This is a genomic window from Desulfotruncus arcticus DSM 17038 (genome assembly GCF_900113335.1).
In the GTDB taxonomy this organism is placed as follows: domain Bacteria; phylum Bacillota; class Desulfotomaculia; order Desulfotomaculales; family Desulfallaceae; genus Desulfotruncus; species Desulfotruncus arcticus.
Genome location: NZ_FOOX01000002.1, coordinates 400,203 through 419,982 on the forward strand (window position 1 = coordinate 400,203; position 19,780 = coordinate 419,982).

At 47.0% G+C, this 19,780-nt stretch carries 14 protein-coding genes, 1 pseudogene and 1 riboswitch; of the genes and pseudogenes, 10 read left to right on the top strand and 5 right to left on the bottom strand.

What is annotated here, in order from left to right; translation table 11 throughout:
- Nucleotides 1-160 precede the first annotated feature (160 nt).
- The 8 genes and pseudogenes from rhuM to BM056_RS04400 all read left to right on the top strand — a co-directional run.
- Nucleotides 161-349, top strand: a pseudogene (gene rhuM / locus BM056_RS27580) (RhuM family protein); the annotation flags it as partial.
- A 31-nt stretch (nt 350-380) separates the two neighbouring features.
- Nucleotides 381-1,364, top strand: coding sequence for a hypothetical protein (locus BM056_RS04370; protein ID WP_131820723.1), 984 nt, complete (start codon nt 381-383; stop codon nt 1,362-1,364).
- 387 nt (nt 1,365-1,751) lie between these two features.
- Nucleotides 1,752-3,326, top strand: coding sequence for a TIGR02677 family protein (locus tag BM056_RS04375; protein WP_238456298.1), 1,575 nt, complete (start codon nt 1,752-1,754; stop codon nt 3,324-3,326).
- Nucleotides 3,310-4,491 (top strand): TIGR02678 family protein, encoded by a 1,182-nt coding sequence (locus BM056_RS04380; protein ID WP_092469072.1) that lies wholly within the window; start codon nt 3,310-3,312, stop codon nt 4,489-4,491. The genes BM056_RS04375 and BM056_RS04380 overlap by 17 nt, the downstream gene beginning before the upstream one ends.
- Nucleotides 4,491-8,600 (top strand): TIGR02680 family protein, encoded by a 4,110-nt coding sequence (locus BM056_RS04385; protein WP_238456299.1) that lies wholly within the window; start codon nt 4,491-4,493, stop codon nt 8,598-8,600. The genes BM056_RS04380 and BM056_RS04385 overlap by 1 nt, the downstream gene beginning before the upstream one ends.
- 18 nt (nt 8,601-8,618) lie before the next feature.
- Nucleotides 8,619-9,923 (top strand): TIGR02679 family protein, encoded by a 1,305-nt coding sequence (locus BM056_RS04390; RefSeq protein WP_238456300.1) that lies wholly within the window; start codon nt 8,619-8,621, stop codon nt 9,921-9,923.
- Between the two features lie 155 nt (nt 9,924-10,078).
- Nucleotides 10,079-11,191 carry a copper amine oxidase N-terminal domain-containing protein gene (locus BM056_RS04395; RefSeq protein ID WP_092469075.1) on the top strand — a complete coding sequence of 371 codons (1,113 nt, stop codon included), beginning with the start codon at nt 10,079-10,081 and terminating at the stop codon, nt 11,189-11,191.
- Nucleotides 11,192-11,386: 195 nt separating this feature from the next.
- Entirely contained in the window at nt 11,387-11,800 is a 414-nt protein-coding gene (locus BM056_RS04400; protein WP_274377514.1) for an SbcC/MukB-like Walker B domain-containing protein, read from the top strand.
- Between the two features lie 592 nt (nt 11,801-12,392).
- On the opposite strand, the gene BM056_RS25550 is transcribed toward BM056_RS04400, so the two are convergent.
- The 3 genes from BM056_RS25550 to BM056_RS04420 all read right to left on the bottom strand — a co-directional run bounded on the left by BM056_RS25550 (nt 12,393) and on the right by BM056_RS04420 (nt 16,233).
- Nucleotides 12,393-12,896: a transposase gene (locus tag BM056_RS25550; RefSeq protein ID WP_114319269.1), complete on the bottom strand. Its 504-nt coding sequence runs from the start codon at nt 12,894-12,896 to the stop codon at nt 12,393-12,395.
- Between the two features lie 1,545 nt (nt 12,897-14,441).
- The gene (locus BM056_RS04415; RefSeq protein WP_092469079.1) at nt 14,442-15,473 is read right to left on the bottom strand and encodes a sensor histidine kinase; all 1,032 of its coding nucleotides are present in this window, start codon (nt 15,471-15,473) and stop codon (nt 14,442-14,444) included.
- A gap of 19 nt (nt 15,474-15,492) precedes the next feature.
- The gene (locus BM056_RS04420; RefSeq protein ID WP_092469081.1) at nt 15,493-16,233 is read right to left on the bottom strand and encodes a LytR/AlgR family response regulator transcription factor; all 741 of its coding nucleotides are present in this window, start codon (nt 16,231-16,233) and stop codon (nt 15,493-15,495) included.
- A 314-nt stretch (nt 16,234-16,547) separates the two neighbouring features.
- Here BM056_RS04420 and BM056_RS04425 point away from each other — a divergent pair, with 314 nt between their 5' ends.
- Entirely contained in the window at nt 16,548-16,781 is a 234-nt protein-coding gene (locus BM056_RS04425; protein WP_092469083.1) for an AbrB/MazE/SpoVT family DNA-binding domain-containing protein, read from the top strand.
- A 151-nt stretch (nt 16,782-16,932) separates the two neighbouring features.
- On the opposite strand, the gene BM056_RS04430 is transcribed toward BM056_RS04425, so the two are convergent.
- Together BM056_RS04430 and BM056_RS04435 are read right to left on the bottom strand one after the other, a co-directional pair.
- On the bottom strand, nt 16,933-17,856 hold the full coding sequence (locus BM056_RS04430) for a hypothetical protein (protein ID WP_092469085.1): 924 nt from the start codon (nt 17,854-17,856) through the stop codon (nt 16,933-16,935).
- 259 nt (nt 17,857-18,115) lie between these two features.
- Entirely contained in the window at nt 18,116-18,427 is a 312-nt protein-coding gene (locus BM056_RS04435; protein ID WP_092469087.1) for a hypothetical protein, read from the bottom strand.
- A 1-nt stretch (nt 18,428) separates the two neighbouring features.
- Nucleotides 18,429-18,624, top strand: a riboswitch (cobalamin riboswitch).
- A 411-nt stretch (nt 18,625-19,035) separates the two neighbouring features.
- On the opposite strand from BM056_RS04435, the gene BM056_RS04440 reads away from it, so the two are divergent.
- Nucleotides 19,036-19,779, top strand: coding sequence for a DUF2162 domain-containing protein (locus BM056_RS04440; RefSeq protein WP_092469088.1), 744 nt, complete (start codon nt 19,036-19,038; stop codon nt 19,777-19,779).
- The last annotated feature ends 1 nt before the right edge of the window (nt 19,780 follow it).

The window sequence follows — 19,780 nt, forward strand, 5'->3', positions numbered from 1 at the left end:
AGATGGAAAAACCAGAATATAGGTAAGACTTGAAAATGAAACAGTCTGGATGACACAGAAAGCAATCGCAGAGCTCTATCAAACTACACCTTAGAATATTACTTTACATATTAAGAATATTTAAAAGGAAGGGGAACTTGAGGAAAAAGCAACTTGTAAGTATTACTTACAAGTTCAAAATGAAGAGAATAGGCAGGTTGAACGTACGATTCGATCTTATAATCTTGAAATGATTATTGCAATTGGCTACAGGGTTCGTTCTAATCGTGGGACTCAATTTAGACGCTGGGCAACGGAAAGACTAAATGAATATTTAGTGAAAGGTTTCACCATGGATGATGAACGGTAAGGGGAATGATTTTTGAGTTTTGCCAAAAGGTTTGTACATTTTTGTAAAAGGATATAATTTAGCAAAAGATAGGAATGGGAGGTTAATCAATATTATAGTAAGGACATTAAGAAAATATATACATAAATATGGAATTCTGTTTTTATTACTATGTTTATTTAGTACCATGACTGCATGTGAATCGAAGGATATATTGGGTGATGATGAGCCGGAGGTTTCACAAAATGCAACGGAGGATGGCACTATGGGAAGTAGCAATGATGGAGTAAATACCGAAGCGGATAAAGGAGCAGAACAATCTACAGCACCAAATGAATTAGAAGACACTGTATCAGGGCAAGATGGCGAAGAGACACAAATGAACGAAGCAGATATTGACAGAGAAGCTATGATGAATGAATACAAATCGATTTTGAAGGGCATCTATGACAACCATATTTTCCCGGATGGTCAAGCTTGTGATTGGGATGGTCGTAGTGATGTAACGCAGAATCAATTTGCAGTATATGATATAGACCAGGACACCCAAGACGAATTGATTCTTGCGTATACAAATAGCTCCATGGCAGGTATGATAGAATTGATATATGATTTTGATAACGATACTAAAACTGCGAACGAAGAGTTTCGAGAATTTCCGACTCTTACCTATTATGATAATGGTATAATTAAGGCAGATTGGTCACATAATCAAGGGTTGGCAGGAGATTTCTGGCCTTATACCTTATATCAGTATGACAAGAAATCGGATAGCTATGTCGATGTCGGAATGGTAGATGCATGGGATAGGTCGTTATCAGCGACGGATTATAATGGTGATCCATTCCCTGCAGAAAGTGATACTGATGGGGATGGAATCGTGTATTATATCATGCAGGATGGAGAGTATAAGTTGGATCATCCAATAGATGGAGCAGAATATGAGCAGTGGCGTGATTTTTATATAGGCAATGCGAAAGAAGTTAATATTCCATTTATAAATTTAACTGAAGAGAATATAGATAACATTCAATAGTATCATCCTTTTAGCATGTTAATGGGTTATGGTTTTTTTAATGGGATACCGGTCAATATAGGTAGAGCTTAATATACCCTGCCGCCAAGGCCCCACCAGGCTCGAGTGGCATCTTTTTTGACCGTTCAAGGCATGTTGAGACCGTAGTAAAAATAGAAAGAAGACTGAGAGAAAAATAGGGAGCGATTTAGTTGGGTAATAAAAAAAGTGCGCGGACAAGAAATCCAAACAGGGCTTTTTTAACAGTTGCCATATGGGTTATACTCAGCAAAGGAAATAAGTGGTTTTTGAAGGAAATGAGAAAGTGGCAGTCATCCTCGGCAAACAAAATGGCGAATATATCCTAAAATTAGCAACGCCCATGCGTTTATGCTATAATTATACAAAATGATCATTAAAATACCTGATCAAGGAATTGATTTATGTATGACTGTATCGCTACTAAAACCAATTATAGAAACAAGTTACTTAAATGCGCAAAATGTCGGCCGGTACCGCTGCATCATGCGCTATTTTTATGAGCAGCACCAGCGGCTGCGCTACTGGTTGAAGCCGCAGGAGGTTTACGACGGTGTGGTTGCTTTCGGCCTGCTGGAGGAAGATTACACCCTGGAACAGTGCCAGAAGGATTTAAACCAACTGGTGGAGTGGAACAACCTGGTACCCCGCCACGACGGGGGCCGTTCAGCCACGGTGGAGGAATATCTGCGCAAAAAATTCCGTTATCAAATGACCCCCTACGCGGTGGAAATAGAGCGTCTGGTTGCGGGTTTGGAAAAAATTCGCGGTTATGGCGGTTCACTGGAACCCTCTTTGTTTGAAAGCATCGACGAACAACTGAACCGGTTGGAAAAGGATGCCGGTCAGTTTCCGCCGGGTGAAGCGGCTGCGCTGTGGGATAAAATTTACGGGGATTTTATCAAGCTGACCGAAAATGCTTCCGACTATATCGCCAGCTTGCAGAGCACCAAAGTGGAAGAGCTGATGCTGACCGAGGCTTTTCTGGCTTACAAGGACTCCGTAACCCGGTACCTGCAGGACTTTATTCAGGGATTGCAGCGCCATGCCTATAAAATCGAGGCGGTTCTGTCCACCGTCGACCGGGGTGTCGTCAGCAACTTTCTGTCCAATGTACAGCGGGATCTGTCCGCCCGGCCTCAGTTGGACGAACCGGTAACACCCGAAGAACAACTGGACCGGCTGCAGCTGGAATGGCAAAGCATGGTGCGCTGGTTTGCGGGACACGATAACGAGCCCAGCGACGTTTATTTCCTGGAGCAGACCACCAAGGACACCATTGCCCGGATCGTGCGCAACGCCCTGCGGATTCAGGAAAAACACCGTCTGGGCGTCAGCCGCAAACGGGAGTTGGATTACCTGGGCAAGTGGTTTTTCTCCCTGGAGGATATCAACGATTCCCACCGGCTCGCAGCCCATGTGTTCGGCCTGTACCGCTGCCGCCATTTTCAGGGAGTGGACGAAAGGGGCACCGACAACGCCGACGTATCCATGTGGCAGGCCGGTCCCAACATACGGGAACTGCGTTCCCGCAGCAGAAAACGGCTGCGGGATACGGGCACCGGTTCCATTAGGGACCGGCGCGAGCGCCAGCAGCAAGCCAAAGAGAAGTTTCTAATCACCCAACAGGAGGAAATGGCGGTGCTGCAAGCTTACCTGGCCAGACGGGAAATCCGCATCGCCGATCTGGACCCGGTATCCGCCAGGGAACGCTATTACCTGCTGTACTGGATCGGCCGGTGCATGGCCAATAAATCGCGACGGATATTAACCCCCGAGGGCATCGGGATCAGCCTGGAAATGCCCGCCGGACGGGAACGGGCCAGGCTGGAATGCGAGGACGGGGAACTGGACATGCCCAATTATCTATTAAAATTCAGCGCCGTAACCGCTGATCAAACGGACGGCAGAGCGAACGGAGAGCAATATGAGCAAAACCGGTGAAAGTGTGAAAGATATTCGCCAGAGGTGTATCCAGGCCCTGTTGAACCGCAACTGGATCACTAAGCGGGACGACCCCGAACTTTTCAGCTACATCAGGGCGCAGTACCAGGACCTGCGGGACTGGTTTGGCGAATACTGCGGTTTTGCTTTGCTGCTCAACAGGCAATTTGCCAAATTGGAGAAAGCACCGGGGCGGGCGCAGCCCTGGATGGGTTTCGACAGCTTTTCCGAACCGCGGGATTACGCCCTGTTCACCTACTGTCTGTGGTATTTGGAGGGTAAAAACGAAATGGATCAGTTTCTGCTTACCGACATGGTGGAAGAAATTCGGGAATACCTGGCGGGCCAGGACGTTTTTCTGGACTGGACCCTGTACACCCACCGGCTGTCTATGGCCAGGGCCTTAAAGCAGCTTAAAGCACTGGGCGCGCTGGTGGCGGTGGACGGAGACGAATCCGATTGGGCCCGGGCGGGCCACGAGCACAATGTGCTGTACGAATCTTCCTACCTGGCCCGCTATGTTTTACGCCGCTTTCCCCGGGACCTGACCACTTACGACTCCCTTGCCGCCTTTGAGGCGGGCACCTACCCCGCCACACCCGAAGGTCAGCTGAAAAAGCGCCGTCACCACGTCTACCGCCGCCTGCTGCAGGAACCGGTGGTCTACGACCGGCAATGGGACAACGAGGAAGAGCGTTATTACGTGCGCACCCAGCGGCATACCATCCTGGAAAACCTGGCTAACTTTGCCGGACTGGAAGGGCAGCGTTACCGGGAAGGACTTTTGTTCTACTACCCCGAAGCTTCCGGTGAAATGTACCTTTTTCCCACCGGGCGCGGGGTTTCGGATATCGCACTGCTTTTGGCCGGTGAACTGCGGCGTATGCTCGCCCGGGAAGAAAGCGGCCTCTATATTGAGGAAGACGGGCGCATCGGTTTGACCATAGCGGAATTGGAGGGAATTGTGCTGAGACTGAAGGAACGGCATAAAATGCTTTGGAGCCTGCAATACCGGCAGTCCCGGGGCAGCGAGCTAGCGGAGGAGGTGCTGGCCCACCTGGAGGAATGGGGACTGGCCGGTCGGGAAAACGACGGGCGGCTCTGGATTTACGCCGCTCTGGGACGCTGGAACGGAGATTATGATGTTTATGGTGGGGATGAGTGATGACAGAGCGCTGGCAAATGAACCGGGCGGGGATAATTAATTTCTGGTATTACGACGAGGCTGAATTTTATCTGGCCGGGGGGCGGTTGATTTTACGCGGGGCCAACGGTTCGGGCAAATCGGTGACCATGCAGAGCTTTCTGCCCCTGGTGCTGGACGGGGATAAACGGCCCTGGCGGCTGGACCCCTTCGGCTCAAAAGACCGGCGGATCGACTATTACCTGCTGCTGGAGCCCGACAGCGGCCATACCGACCGCACCGGTTACCTGTACCTGGAATTCTACCACCCGGCACAGGACCGCTACCTGACGGTGGGTATTGGCCTGAGGGCCCGGCGCAACAGTCCCAACCTGGGTTTCTGGGGATTTGTGATTACCGACAACCGCCGGGTGGGACGGGATATCTGGCTGTATGAAAAGGATTACAGCCAGGGCCGGGAGGTGAAGATTCCCCTGACCCGCGCCCAACTGGAAGAAGCCATCGGCAGCGGCGGGCAGGTAGTCACCGAGCAGGGCGAATACAAGCGGCTGGTCAATAAAGTATTGTTCGGTTACGAAAAGATTGAATCCTTTCAGGAGCTTCTGGACCTTTTGATCCAGCTGCGCAGCCCCAAGCTGTCCAAGGATTTCAAGCCTTCGACCATTTACGAAATACTCACCGGAGCGCTGCCCGCCCTGCAGGAGGATGAACTGCGTCCGCTGTCCGAAGTGCTTGAGGATATGGATGAAATCAATGACCGGCTCAATGAACTGGCGGTGCATCTGCTGGAGGCGGAAAAACTGCACCGGTCATACAATAAATATAACGAGTACCTGCTTTACAATGCATCCCGCTCATTGCTGCAGCAGAAAAAACAGCGGGACGACCGGAAACGCGAGGCCGGCGAGCGGCGCGACAAAACCGCCGGTTTGGCCGCGGAGCTTGCGGAAAAAACCGGCGACCGCGAAGAGGCCGGCACCGGGCTGGAACGGACCAAAACCGAATACCAGACCTTGCTCACCAGCGAAGCGGTGGAAAAAAGAACGGAACTCAATCGTCTGAGGACGGAGCAGGGGGATTTGAACCGGAACCGGGACAATTGCGCCGAACGGCTGCGGTTCTGGCGGGACAAGCAAGCCCGGGCCGGAGAGGAACAAAAGTCTTTAACCGGGCAGCGGGAAGAACTGGCCGGACGGCAAAACGATTTATTGCTAGAATTGGAGGATCTAGCCCGGGATGTGGACTTCGGTTACCATGATACCTACCACCGGCGCTGGGACGGCGACATTCCAGCCGACGGTTCCCTGTGGCCGGCCTGGGAGCGGGACATACGGGAGCACCGGGAGAAAATCGGCCGGGCCGTCAAGCTGGCCCGGGAGGAAAGCGCTTTAAAAACCCGCCGGGTGCAGGCAGAAACAGAGGCCAGCCTGGCCAGGGAAAAAAGAGCGGCGGCTGAGGACCAAACGCGCCTGGAGGAGGATAAGCTGGAACAAGCCCGCCGGGAACAGGAAGAAAAAATCTTCCACTGGCGCCGGCAGCTGTCCCGCCTGTCCCTGGCGGACGAGGATCTGCACCGGGTCATGCAGGCTTTGGCCCTGTTCCCCGACAGATCATATGATAATGTTCGCGAACCCGTCACCCGGGCTTATTACACCGCCAGGGAGGCTATTACCGCGGAGCGGCTGGCGTGGCAAAACCAAATGCGGCAGCATGCTGAGGAAAAAGACCGCTTGACCAGGGAGTGGCAGCAATGGCGGGACCTCCGGGAACCGGAACCGCCCCGCAGCCCCGCCCGGGAATATTCCAGGCACAAACGCCCCGGCGCCGGAGCTCCCCTTTACGCCCTGTGTGAATTCATGCCGGAATTGACCGAGGAAAAAAAGGCGGCCTTGGAATCCACCCTGCAGCAGGCGGGCCTGCTGGATGCCTGGGTGTCGCCGGAGGGTATGGGTGTGCTGGGTGCCGACGAAGAAGAAACCTGGTTAAAGCCGGCCCCCCAGCTGCTGCGGCCTACCCTGGCGGATTACCTGGTGCCCACCCCGCCGAAAAACAGCGGCCTGACGCCGGAAATTATCGACGACGTGCTGCGCACCGTCTGTCTGGCCGGCGACGCCGACATGCCCGGCTGGGCCGGCAAACCGGATGAGGCCGTAATCACCGGACAGGGATACTTTCGCCTGGGCGCGCTGTGCGGCAAAGCCGCCCTTAAAGAGCGGGCCGAGTTCATCGGCAAGGAAACCCGGCAGCGCACCAGACTGGCGGAAATGGCCAAACTGGAAGCATTGATTGAAGAAGAGGAAAAAGCCCTGGCCGCCTGCCGGGAGCAGCTGGAGCTGCTGGATGAGACCGCGAAACGGCTGGAGGCGGACCTGCAAGCCTTTCCGGACGGCGAGACCCTGCAGGAGGCGCTGCGCGGTCTGGAAAAAGCGCGGCTGCGCCTGGACGCCGCCCTGGAGGAAGAGCAAAGCAAGAACACCGTGCTGCGGGAAGTCATCAAACAGCTGCAGGAGGCCGCCGCCCGCCTGCACGAACATATGGCGGGCTGGAATATCCCCCGCACCGAAAGCGCCCTGGAACAGGCCGCGGAACAAATGAGCGTCTACCGGAACAACCTGGGGGAATTGAAATCCTTTTGGACTGAATATAAAAGCGTCCTGGCCGCCCTGACCAGAGCGGAAAAAGATCTGGCGGAAGCCGGGGAAAACGCCGGGCATGAAGAAGAGGAACTGGCCGGATTGCAGGAGCGGCTGCGCAAGGTGCAATATCAAATAGAAGTTTATCAACAGCTGCTGGAGGAATTGGGCATTGCCGATATCGACCGGCGGTTGCACCAGCTGGAACAGCGGCAAAAAGAACTGGAGCGGCAGATCGACCGGATGGACAGGCAGATAACCGAGATAAAAATTAACCTGGCCGTGGCGGAAAAAGATACTGCTGAAGCGGTTCGCCAGCTGGAGCAGGCTGAAGCGGAACTGGAACGGCAAACCGTCGGCTGGCTGGTAGAGTGGAACCGGCAGCTGGTGGCCGACTGGGCGGAGGTAACGTTTGACCCGGCGGACAGTCCGGCCGTTTTCCGCGCCGCCGGTCAGGTTGACCAGCGTTACCGGGAACGGTACGGCGGCAAAACATACCCCGAGCTTTCCGACCAACTGCACGACGTGTTTCACAACACCCGCCAGGCGCTGCACGATTACGCCCCGGAAACGGTCACGGAAGCGGAAACCCACCGCTTGCTGGTGCTGTTCACCAGAGATCGGCAAAACCCGGTGCCGCCGCACCTGCTGGTGCAGGAATTAAAAGAGCTGGCAGAGGAACAAAAACACCTGTTAAGCCAGAAGGACCGGGAGCTGTATGAACAAATCATCCTGCACAGCGTGGGCAAGGCCATTCGCGACAAAATATACCGGGCTGAAAAATGGGTGCGTCAGATGAACGATTTGATGCAGCAGCGGGATACTTCCAGCGGCTTGCGCCTGCACCTCAAATGGGAACCCCGGGCGGCGGCCAATGAAAGAGAACTGGATACCGCGCAGCTGGTGCGACTGTTAAAAACCGATCCCCGGCAGCTGCGGGACGAACATATAGAGCAGATGATCGAGCACTTTCGCTCCCGGATCACCCGGGCCAAACTAGAAGCCGACCAACAGGACACTTTGCGCCAGTGGATTTTCCGGTTGCTGGATTACCGCCAGTGGTTCCGCTTCACCCTGTATTACGAAAAAGGCGGGCAGCCCCGCCGGGAGCTGACCGACGCCCGGTTCAACGTGCTCAGCGGCGGTGAAAAAGCGCTGTCCATGTATATTCCGCTTTTCGCGGCGGCCAACTCCCGTTATAACGACTCCCGGCCCGGCGCTCCCCGGATCATCTGCCTGGACGAGGCCTTTGCCGGGGTGGACGAGGAAAACATGCGGGACATGTTTGAACTGCTGACCCACCTGGGCTTCGATTACATGATGACCAGCCAGGTGCTGTGGGGCTGCTACGATACCGTGCCGGGACTGTCCATTTACGAAGTTTACCGGCCCCGGGACGTTGATTACGTTACTTTGATCCGCTATTACTGGAATGGCACCCGCCGGGTGCTGGTGGACGAGCAGCAGGAAGATAAAACGGAGGAGCAGGTCGGCTAGCAAGTGGGGGGAATTTCCGTGAACAGTCACCTGAAAACACACCGGGAACTAGAGGAATACTTCGACCATAGCAGTTTTCAAAAACTTTTTGGCGCAATCAGCCAAAAATACAAATCGCTGAGCCGCATAGGCGGCACAATTAAGCTTATTGGTCTTTCCCCCGAGGAATGCGACGTGCTGTCCGGTTTTTTGGGCCGGGACTGCCGGGACCGGAACGAGATTACGGTCAAACTGCTGGAAGTCGATAACATATTGCGGCAAAGCCGCTTTGACATAACCCTGCCTGATTTTCTGTCCCTGTATTTCGGCAACAGAATTTTGTCCAACAAAGAAGCGGTTCTGCTGGAGAGCCGGAAATGGTCCGTGTTCTTCACCGGACTGCAGGAGCAGACACGTACTCCTGTAACCCGCGCCTGGCTGACCGAGCTGTCTGCCGGCCGGGGAACGGGCTACCGAACAGTACTGGCCATATACCGGCACAATGAGCGTGAAGCCGCTGAGCTGCTAAAAACCTGCGTTAACGCAATGGATCTGCTGGCGCAGCACCCGGACCGGCGACAGCGGCTGCCCGTATTTGCCGCCCGGCTGACCGGCGATCCCCACGCCCTGGATGGTGACAGGCCGCTGGGGCGGCTTTTGTTTTTCGGTCTGCATCATCTCTACCGGCTTTCCGAAACTGAATACGGAGCGGAAAGAAGAAAGATTCTTTTCAGCCGGGCCGGTTTGGAGGAAGATGACGTGTCTTCCAATGTCATCGTGGCCGGGCTGCGAGTTCGTCCCGGAGATCCCCGGGAGCCCGTGTTCACCGCCGCCACCGCTGCCGCCAGCCCTTTGCTGCTGCCGCTGCGCTTCGTGGAGCAACCTACCGCATGGCTGCCGGCAGCAGTTTATACGCTGGAGAACCCGGCCGTTTTCAGCGCTATTTTGGATTTTGCCGAGGAGGAGAGCATTGAAATGCCGTCCCTGGTCTGCACCAGCGGGCAGCCCAGTGTGGCAGCCCTTAAGCTTCTGGACCAGCTCGTTCAAGCCGGGTGTACAATCCGCTACGGCGGCGATTTTGATCCCAAAGGTCTGGAAATCGGCCAGCGCTTGGCCGAAAGGTATGGCGCCTCTTTTCAGCCCTGGTTTTTTAACCATACCACTTATCTAAACGCGCCCCGGGGCGTCAGGCTGGCGCAAGAGCAGATCAAAAAACTTACCGGTCAACAAGCGTCATGGGACAATAAACTGATTGAAACCATGCTGCAAACCGGCAAAGCGGTATACCAGGAAGTACTGGTGGAACAAATGATTCAAGAGTTGATCTTAGACAAAAAACCATAGAATCGTTTGAAATATATTCTTGACAAGTAATATACCTGGAAAGATACTTTTTCCTTGTAACCCGGTTAGTACACCGAAAATTATAAAAAGATTGTTGCAACGGATAGGGATAATTTACTAAAATTATATCTAACTAACTGATTGGAGAGATATATTTGAAAAAATTATTCCTTATTGTATTCATTTTAGCCATTACTACTTTCCCCTCAATATGTTCAGCTTCCGTAAAAATAATACTTAACGGAAAAGAAATGAACTTTACTACACCACCTACTAACTATAACGGTCGAATGTTGGTCCCTCTTAGAGATATTTTTGAAGCTCTTGGAGCAAATATTGAATGGAATGACTCCAGTAGAACTGTTACTGCTCAAAAGGATAGTAATCAAATAATACTTGTGGTAGGTGGACAAGCCACTAAAAATGGAAAATCAGTTGATCTCGATGTTCCTGCAAGAATTATAAATAATAAGGTAATGGTTCCTCTTCGATTTATTTCAGAGTCATTTAATATAGATGTTGGCTGGGATAATAATACCCAAACTATCTCGTTACTCACAGAACGGGTTCCTGATAGTAAAGACAACATTGCGCCAACTAATAATAGTAATCAAGAGAACACCTTATCACAACAAAAACCTTCTGGGAAAATATATACACTAACAAATGAAGATTTTCGTAAAATAAAAAATAACTCGCCTCCAAGTAAAATGGATTACGATAGTTTTACTTTCAAAGATGGTGAAAAGGAAATCTGTATATATTTTCCTAAAAAAAGCTTACCGGCTAACCCAAACCCAATAAGTCCTTGGAGTAACCCCGATACTCTTCGTACTATAGGGATTAATGATCATGTCACTGCTATATTAATTTCTTCCCACCTACATCTTGACCCTGAAGTCCTCCTTAAAGCGAAGCAAGGTTCTACATGGGAGGAAGCAATTAAAAAGCTACGACCAGATGCTATGACCGAACAAGATTTTATTAGAATGGAAGAGGATCTCAAAACTCCAAATCAGCAAGAAGTCGCTGAATATAGAGAACATCTCCAAGAGCTTATAACAAAATACCCAGAAGTTTACCAGGAAATAAAGGTTAGATATGAAAAATTAAAGGGCGAGAAGGATCACCCATTACTATATGAGTCTATATTTAGATGGCATGTGGAAGATGGCTTGGATCTAGAGACAATGTTTGACGCACTAGCAAGTGGCGGACAAAAGAATCTGTTAAACTATGTTTATATTCAAACTCAGCGAAATAAATAATCTCAGTTTTATATAATCTATGGAAATTAATCTAAGGCACTGTCCTTCCTTTATCAATTCAGTACCCGTACATCAGAGACTTGTCACAAGGCAAGTCTCTTTTTAGTAGGTGAATAATTAGGGCTTGCTGCACCAGTCCAATTTTCAATTAGGATAAATTACAGGAGCTTACCGATTATCGCTCGTACCTTGATTTTGATATTATCATTACCGATAAACAGGGGAACAAAACCTATTTCTCCAAAGTGTCCCGTACCGAGTCGACGGGGGTGCCAGGCGCCCTTTTACGTGGCGATATTGGCTTCCTTTTACCGGGTCTACCATCTTTATCGCAAAAAAGATATCCTGCGCCTGGTGGTTTTTGACGAAGCCCTTAACCGGATGGATGCCGACAATGTTGAGGAATGCATGCGCTTTATTCAAATATTGAGTTTTCAGGTGCAGATCGTCGATCCGGCCGGCAAAACCAAGCTGGTGGTGCCTTTTGTCAATACCAATATTATCGTAATGCGGGAAGGCTCCAACAGTTTTGTGGAGCACGTTACCTGCAAGGAGATCGAGCAATGGGTGGAACATGAACAACACCGGGCCTTGACAGCCAGCCGCTAGCGAAGACGGGCCCGGATAAGCTCACGACGTTATTGTGGGTCTATTACGTTAAAAACCATACTCACCCCCTAACGAAAAAAGGGACGCCTTTGGTCGAGCGTCCCTATCAAAACCAGGCTCGAAGCAAATTCAAATATCAGGAAATCGATAAAATGAAAAAGTCTGTGCACAAAGCTAGTTCAACCAGACAGCATCATCGCCGATATCGATATCGTGAAAAACACGCACTGGGTGGTGCAAATAAGGTAGTAAAACGAGGCTATTGGCAAAGTCTTTCCAGTTAAAAATATACCAGAAGGCTTTAAAACCTTGTCCGGGTCATGAAAACGCAGCAGGGAGGGCTTGGTGCGGTGCCACCAAAATCAATATAATCAATAAGTTCTCGTTGTCAAAACCAAGTGTGTTATAATAGCTCATGGGAAAGAGATCCAGTTGAATGTTGGCCATAAGTATACACCTCGCTTGGTTTTTGGGTGCTTTTATCGCTATTAATACTTAATTGGAAATGACGGTGTTTTTCCTATTTATGGCTAGATTATTTCTCTAATCTAAACTTTACGAACAGGATCTATAATTATATAAATTACAGTAGTTATGCAGTTTCAGGATAATACTCCCAACTCCATAACTTAAAATCTAAAGAATTTGGCCACAATTTATCAATCAAACTTGCAAAACGCTCGGTTGCCGTGTCAAAATAAACATGGATCTGCTGGTTACAGCAGCTGATCCGACAACCGGCGTTGAAAAAGTACCCAACAATCATTTTGCACAGGGAGAGGGCTTGTTCAGCGCCGCAAACCCAGGCAGCGTAACAAAGAGGGGTTTTTGCTGTGAACAAGAGCTCCACATGTGCGAAATGAGCCGACTCAGACTGGGTGTAACAAGATATTAAACCAAGATTTTGTTTAACTGCTCGGTAAAAAACTTCTATTCTCCACCGTCTGTTATATGCTTTCGCCGCATCTTTGGGTGCATCAACGCGGTTACTGATAAGAAGATACGGTATCCTTAAAAGTTGCCGGAACTTCTTCTTCCGGTAAAATGATGCTCGTTTCTGATGCCTGTTTATTATAAGTTGCTGCAATAACTGCAATAGGTACTAAAATTTGCCGGGTTATAGGTTTTCACTTACGGGTAAAGGTTTCAAAAGACAGCTTGATGTAAATATCCGGGATACTAATTACCGATCCATTCACCAATGCTCGAAGCATGGGATACACTTCTTGAAGCAACTGTTTTGGATTCAGCTTGACATAAATTTCTTTCCGTTGCCCGTAGTCGTAGATTTTCCGAAATAAGACCGTGTTTCTTTTGGCTTTGGTAACCCAATCAAAGTTTTTATCCATGAACCAGCGCAGGAACTTCTTACACAAGAACCAGCGATCCATAGCAACCCAAAGCCTGTTTCAGAAAAGTCAAGTGTTTTTGGAAACTATTGGTGCTATTTTATAAATATTTTTATGTAGTTGTGTATCTGGAATCAATTTACATCAACTGCATAGCTCCTGTAAATTAAAATTGAGATTAAGTGATTAATCTAAGGTATTTAACAATTTATTGAGATAGGAGGTCGTTGCCAAAATGTCTTTAACGTTAATTGCACAAATACTTAGCCTAATTATTGTGTTGGGAATAATATTTGGAATTAACATCTTAGTTCGTTCATTTAAGAATATAAATACTAGATTATTAACTATAGAAAATAAAATTAAACATATGCCAATTGACAAAGAATGAGATTGTCCCGCTAAAATAAACACACCAAACGGCAAGTTTTCTCATGATTGCAGAGTAAGAGTCTTTTCGAAAAGTTTAAAACTTTATTTGACGACCATAAATAGGAAATGTACCGTCACTTGCCGAATTAAGGGGAATGTAAAATTTACGTGTAGTGCGTCCGGGCAAGGCCGCTGATTCTAGTGGGTCCCACCAGGGTAAAGCCTAACCAGTAGCCCTGTAGCTAGTTCTTGGAGGCTTACAAGTAACTGTAAGTTTTAAGCGTAGGACGGCAAAATAACGGGCCGAAAGCGAAAGCTGATTACACGCACAGAAGGCAACATCAGTATGGGCGTTTTGGTGAGTCTCTACTTCTAAGAGCTTGGCGCGTTAAACAACGAGAATTAGTGGTAACCCGGGAGAGACCCTGTCCTTCCTTGGCAACGGGTATGCCCTACAAGCGATAACCAAGTAAGGAAGGCAAATGAGGGACAGGGAGTCGGATGACTAAATAATATCTATGAAACAGCGTAACGGCTGTAGAGAGAAGGCAGTCACACAAGGAGACCTTTGCAAAGGACACAATTACCACACACAGAGGTGGAAGATAATTGGAAACAAAACTTGCAAGGATAGTGCAAGTAGCAAAAGAACGTCCCAAGGAACAATTTACAAGTCTAGCCCATTTAATAAATGTGGGAATTTTACTACTTAGCTCCTGTTTCTATTAACTAATGATCTTTCTTGACTGCATCTAATATTTTTCTTATTAATTTCCAATACCTGGTGCGTAACGCGTGAGGATTGCTACATAACTCGCAAGGATACTTGCTTGCATCGTCAATTTTTGGGTATAAAAAATCAGCTCCATAACTTGGAACTGATCGGAGATGTAAAAATCAATATGATAATTTTCATGGAACTAAATCCTTAGCTTCCAGGGAATATAAATCAAGAATTGCACACCCGGATAGTTTTCAGGTTCCATTAAATACATCTGTCCGTTGTAGTGATCCACAATCTGTTTGATAATGAACAAACCCAGGCCACTGTGACAGTTTGTATCTTTGGTGGTATATCCGGCGGTAAACATTTGATTCCGTAAACCTTTCGGAATGGAAGCACCGGTATTGGACACCCTTAATTGCATGCCCATCTTATTGCTGTTAATTACCAGGTCTACCCTGGGAGAGTGGCTTGATATTGCCGCTTCCAGAGCATTATCCAGCAAGTTGCCGGTTAGTCGGGTCAAATCTTCCGGCGGAAGCGGCAGAACGCCATTTTTTATATTGACTTGCCAATTAAAATCAATACCGCGTAACTTAGCTTCTTCTCGCTTTACGCTGAGGAGAGCGCCTAATTCCGGTGGGTTCATACTGATTAAATCTGCAATCTGACAGACGCTATTATTTAAGGTCTCAATGTAGCCTTCAGCTTGTTTATACTGCTTTGCATTCAAGTACCCGTAAACTGCCGTAAGGTGATTATAAAAATCGTGACGCTGAACTTGCATTTTAAGATTCAAGTTGTGCATCTCTATATTATGAAGCAACTTTGTTTCCAACCTGGCTTCCCGCTCCGCCAGTTTTAATGAATAGCCGGCCACAAATACGGTAGCAAGAGCAGAGGTAATAATAACAATACTACTGGTTGTCACCATGGTTGCGAGGGTAAAACTGGGATATACGTCCGCGGCATAAATATAAAAGCTGATGTTAAGCAACACCAACATCAAGGCTTGCACCAGGCATATGATAAAAAGGTAGCTCCGGCCAATTAAGCGCTTGTTTGAATCCTTGCCTAACATAATCATATTTTCAAGTAATGGGAGCCGCCATTCACGCCTGGCAGCTACGCAAGTCACAGCGGCCAATAAAACCAGGTGCGGCAAGGTGAATACTATCCGCAGCAGGGGATCGGGGATAATGTCCTCCAGTTTTGGTACGAGGTCCATATTTACTTTCCCTTCAACATTATGATTCCAGCAGCCCCAACAGGGTATTTACCCGGTCCCGGCTAAGTAAAGCTTTACCTGTGTTGTTCTTAAACTTCACCTCATAGTAAGAAGAGCCTTGGAGATTGATCACCCGCTCAACCTGCTCGATATTGATGATATAGGACTTGTGTGAGCGAAAAAATTTTGTGCCCAGCCGCTGTTCAAAATTCTGCAAGGTTTCCCTGGTTGTAAACTGTCCATTAATATAATGAACAAGGGTATGGCGTCCCTGCTTTTCCAAATAATAGATGTCATTGAGTTTTAAAAACACTCGTTCATAACTCGAATTTATGGCTATCCTAGCTTTTTTTAGGCCGGAAGCGTACTTGGTTAGGAGCTTTTCCGGTGCTTGTACAGCCTTTTGAATGCGGCGGACGGTGTTTTTTACCCGGTCTTTATCAATAGGCTTTAAAATGTAATCGTAGGCGTAAAGCTGATAAGCTTCCAGTGAATATTCTTGATGAGCTGTGATAAAGACAATATATAAATCTGGTTTCAGTTTTTGTATTTTTTCAGCCAGTTCGATACCTTTCATGTCGGGTAGCTCAATATCCAGTAAGGCCAGATCCGGATCTCGCTCTTTAACAAGCCTGAGGGTATCTACTGCATTTTCTGCTGTCCCAACTAATTGAATATCATCTAATTCGCTTAGAATCGAGTGGAGCAATAGCAACACTCCCGCTTCGTCGTCAGTTGCTATGACTTTAACCGGTATCACATCTAGTACCTCCCGCCAATTCTAAATTAAAAAATCCTAGTGCTTTGACTTTATAAGAAAAATCTTTGAAAATGGAGGAAATCATTGTTGTTGATAAGAAACCGATAATATTTACTTAATTGTTTCAAAAACAGTTTTTATTAGACATTTTACCATTATTTGTTTATATAATCAACCTGTTCCCGGCAGGACTTATCAGCGATGGTAGAGGGATGCTAATCATTTGAATTAGTACCTTTTTGTCGTACAATATAAAAAAGTCGGAAAAATGGAAATGAGGAATGTCGGGGGTGAAAATATTAGATATATAGTTTGTGAAATCTAAAAAAGTAAGGGTGTGGGGAAAAGGACAGCCAACGATACCGGTTGGAATAAGAGAAAGGCTGGACATCAAAGAAGATTCTTATCTGGAGGTATTTCAGGTTGGCAAAATCATTGCAATACCTGAAAGGTTGATTGTAAAAGAGCTTGCCAATAGTTTTCCACATATGTTCGATGTCGGGGAAGAATTCCTGAACAAGCTTTATAGTCATGATTTTTATTATTGATTGGTAATTAAATTAAAAAACCGGGGCCGTTTTATCGGCACCCGGTTGATGTTAACCTCCTATCATGAGCTCCTGGTAACGTTCCGAAGCTAATTCTGTACTCACAACTTTAGGCTGGCATTCCGGATTCACCTCGATAGGTAGGCCTTAATTAATTATAAACTGTATCCAAAACACTATCTTCATTTATTTCTTTTTTGGCTTTCAGTTTATCCATCATCGCATCCCATTTTTCTTTATCATGCTTTTCAATTATACTGTCGCTTCTTGTAGCAAGTCTTTTTGCTGAAGCACCATCATCCCTCAAAAATACCAGATATTCTTCTCCCGCTTTTATTTTTGCTGGAAGTGGCAGAATTCTCTTATTTAGCTTATCTCCCTTAAATTGATTTACAACTTGAAAGCTAACCAGAGCAACATTTTGATTAAATTTTACTACAGAATGCGGTATGATATGAACAACGTAATCAGAAGAGTTGATAAGATCCTCGGCATCTTTTGCTTTATCCTTAATATTATAGCTTTTCTTTTGTTTTACTGTTAATAACGGTGATTTGGAAATTAAATGGATTAACTGTTCCTTATCCATTTTACCAATAATTCTTGAATCACCAAGCAATGAATTACCTTTAATTTTTATAATTGAAATATCAGAAGCAATAGATGTATGAAGAGGATTTGGATATAGCTCACTCTCCCAAGAATCAAGAAAAAGTAAATATTTGTCACCTACATGTACTTCGTCCTTACCTTCATACAGGTCGATTTGATTAGAATTCTCCTCACCTTTTAAATATTTATCCACTTTAAAACTATATTTGTAAGTACCCATATTAGATTCCATAAATTGTTCTGCATTTTCTACTTTGCCTACAACTATGCAATCAGCATTTTTAATCAAATCATCAATGCTTTTGAATTCATAAAGTAATTCTGCTTGACTACTCAAAGATGTATGGGCAACATCTGCTTCACTTTTACTGATCGACTCACGGCCAGTATAAATTGACATAAAAGCAAATGCAGCAATAACTGTCACAAAAATAATCGGTATAAAACCTTTTATGCTTTTCACTTACATCCCTCCAAATAATATTTATGAACAGTGTCAATAAATAAGTAATTTAATAAATCTGTATCAGGTGATTTTTGTCACGCGTAGTCAATGAAGTTGCGCTGCTTGTCCATAACACATAACGTCACTGGTATTTTTCGAGTGACCAACCCAACCGAATGCGTGTCCAAACTTTCCTATGACAAAAAGATTTGCATCATCCATGTCATCAGCACCATAGTGATACACACCTGCACTTCTCCACTGTGAAGAAGCATGGTTAATATAACTGGACAATGTCGAAGTAGGCATATATTATCTCCACTATAGGCATAAACGGCGGGAGCTGCATGCCACTGCTGGCGTCACTATACCAGTAGGAAAGGGTTCCAAGAGTAGCAGCAGATGCTATGCCTGAAATACTGATAGTTAAAATAGCGATAGCTAAGATTAAAACCAATTTTTTCTTTTTGATACATAATTCCTCCTTTTTTAAAAAAATTATTGCTATAACAATGTGGATTAATGATTTTATTAAATGGGTATTGCAATTATAATGGACATAATTTTTAAAAAGTGTTAATATACTCATAAATTGTATAACTTGTTTAGGTTCCTCCGGTTTTACCGGGGGTGAAAAGGGAACCGGGTGTAAATCCCGGGCGGGTCCGGCCACTGTAAGTGGGGAGCGGCTCCCAAAGTGCCACTGGGTTTTTTAAATAGCCCGGGAAGGCGGGAGATGTGCTGTGAGCCACGAGTCAGGAGACCTGCCTGAACAATACACGATAACCTCCCGCGGAGAGGGTTGGTGTAGTTGCCTTGGATAAACAGGTGGTAACTTACTGGTTTGATAACCTTAGCTTATGGGAGCTAAGGTTTTATTATTTATTTAATAAAATATTATAACAGGTGCTGCCGTTCGAGAAGCGGTAGCTGAAATTCGGTTCACTTATCTGCTGTGAGGGCATGGTAACCCAAAAAAATACTTGGGGCCGTAAACCTAAAACCAGCAAGCCGGGCCTTCAAACACACCGCTGATAAATTGGGGGGTGGTTGGACTATGGTTTGCTAAAGTGGCCGAAATAACTTATAGCCCCCGGCCATATAGGGGGCTTATATTTTTTTGGTGCGCATTACGCGGCTATGTTAAAAACCAAAAGGGTTTAGTAAATTTGCGGCTTGCAAAAGAAGGCGATAAATATGCTATGGCTACAGGGCGGTTTATTGATTGCCACTTTAATTCTGGGTATTAAAACAGGGTTGATTTTAGGGACATCCCGGCTGAGCCGGCGGTGGTTGATACTGGTTTCAGGTATTTTCGGCATCAGCCTGTACTGTTTGGTGCTGGCTTTTGGCTCTCACCAGCAAATGCTGGTTGCATTTTTGGATCGCTATACCTTTGTTGGTTCTCTACTGATGGCCATACTGTTGATTTACCTTGGCCTGCAGCAAGAACCGGAGCAGGGATGCTCTTCATCCGGACAACCGGTTGAAAGAGCTGTAAAACCAGGATTCAGGCCCGGTCAATGGAAATTTATCCTTGGCTTTTTACCCTGCCCGCTGTGTTTGGCTGCCCTGTCTTTTTCAGTAATTTTGTTCAGTCCCATGGTGGGCATGTCCTTGTCCGGACTTGGCCGGACTATAGCCCTTTTCTTTTCAGCCCTGGTGCTGGTTGTTTCCGTAGCAATCAGGAAAATTGTTCAATTAATTAAATTTAATCCTGCCGCTGTCTTTAACATGTTGTTATTATTTATCGGCATACTTACACTCACCTTTGCCCTGACTGTCCCCAATTTTGTGCAGTCTATGGACATGCCCTTAACCCCTCTGACCATAAGCTCACCTTACCTGGTGGCTCTGGTGCTGGTTGGGATGGCCGGCCTGGGGCTTTGGGGGTATATCATGCACCAAGTTAGTTATATAAAGGACGGTGATAAACAGTGAA

What these genes read in the sequence shown, in the direction of transcription:
- BM056_RS04375 (WP_238456298.1), top strand. Translation starts at nt 1,752, where the DNA reads ATGATCATTAAAATACCTGATCAAGGAATTGATTTATGTATGACTGTA.
- BM056_RS04380 (WP_092469072.1), top strand. Translation starts at nt 3,310, where the DNA reads ATGAGCAAAACCGGTGAAAGTGTGAAAGATATTCGCCAGAGGTGTATC.
- BM056_RS04385 (WP_238456299.1), top strand. Translation starts at nt 4,491, where the DNA reads ATGACAGAGCGCTGGCAAATGAACCGGGCGGGGATAATTAATTTCTGG.
- BM056_RS04415 (WP_092469079.1), bottom strand. Translation starts at nt 15,473, where the DNA reads ATGGACCTCGTACCAAAACTGGAGGACATTATCCCCGATCCCCTGCTG.
- BM056_RS04435 (WP_092469087.1), bottom strand. Translation starts at nt 18,427, where the DNA reads ATGAGTATATTAACACTTTTTAAAAATTATGTCCATTATAATTGCAAT.
- BM056_RS04440 (WP_092469088.1), top strand. Translation starts at nt 19,036, where the DNA reads ATGCTATGGCTACAGGGCGGTTTATTGATTGCCACTTTAATTCTGGGT.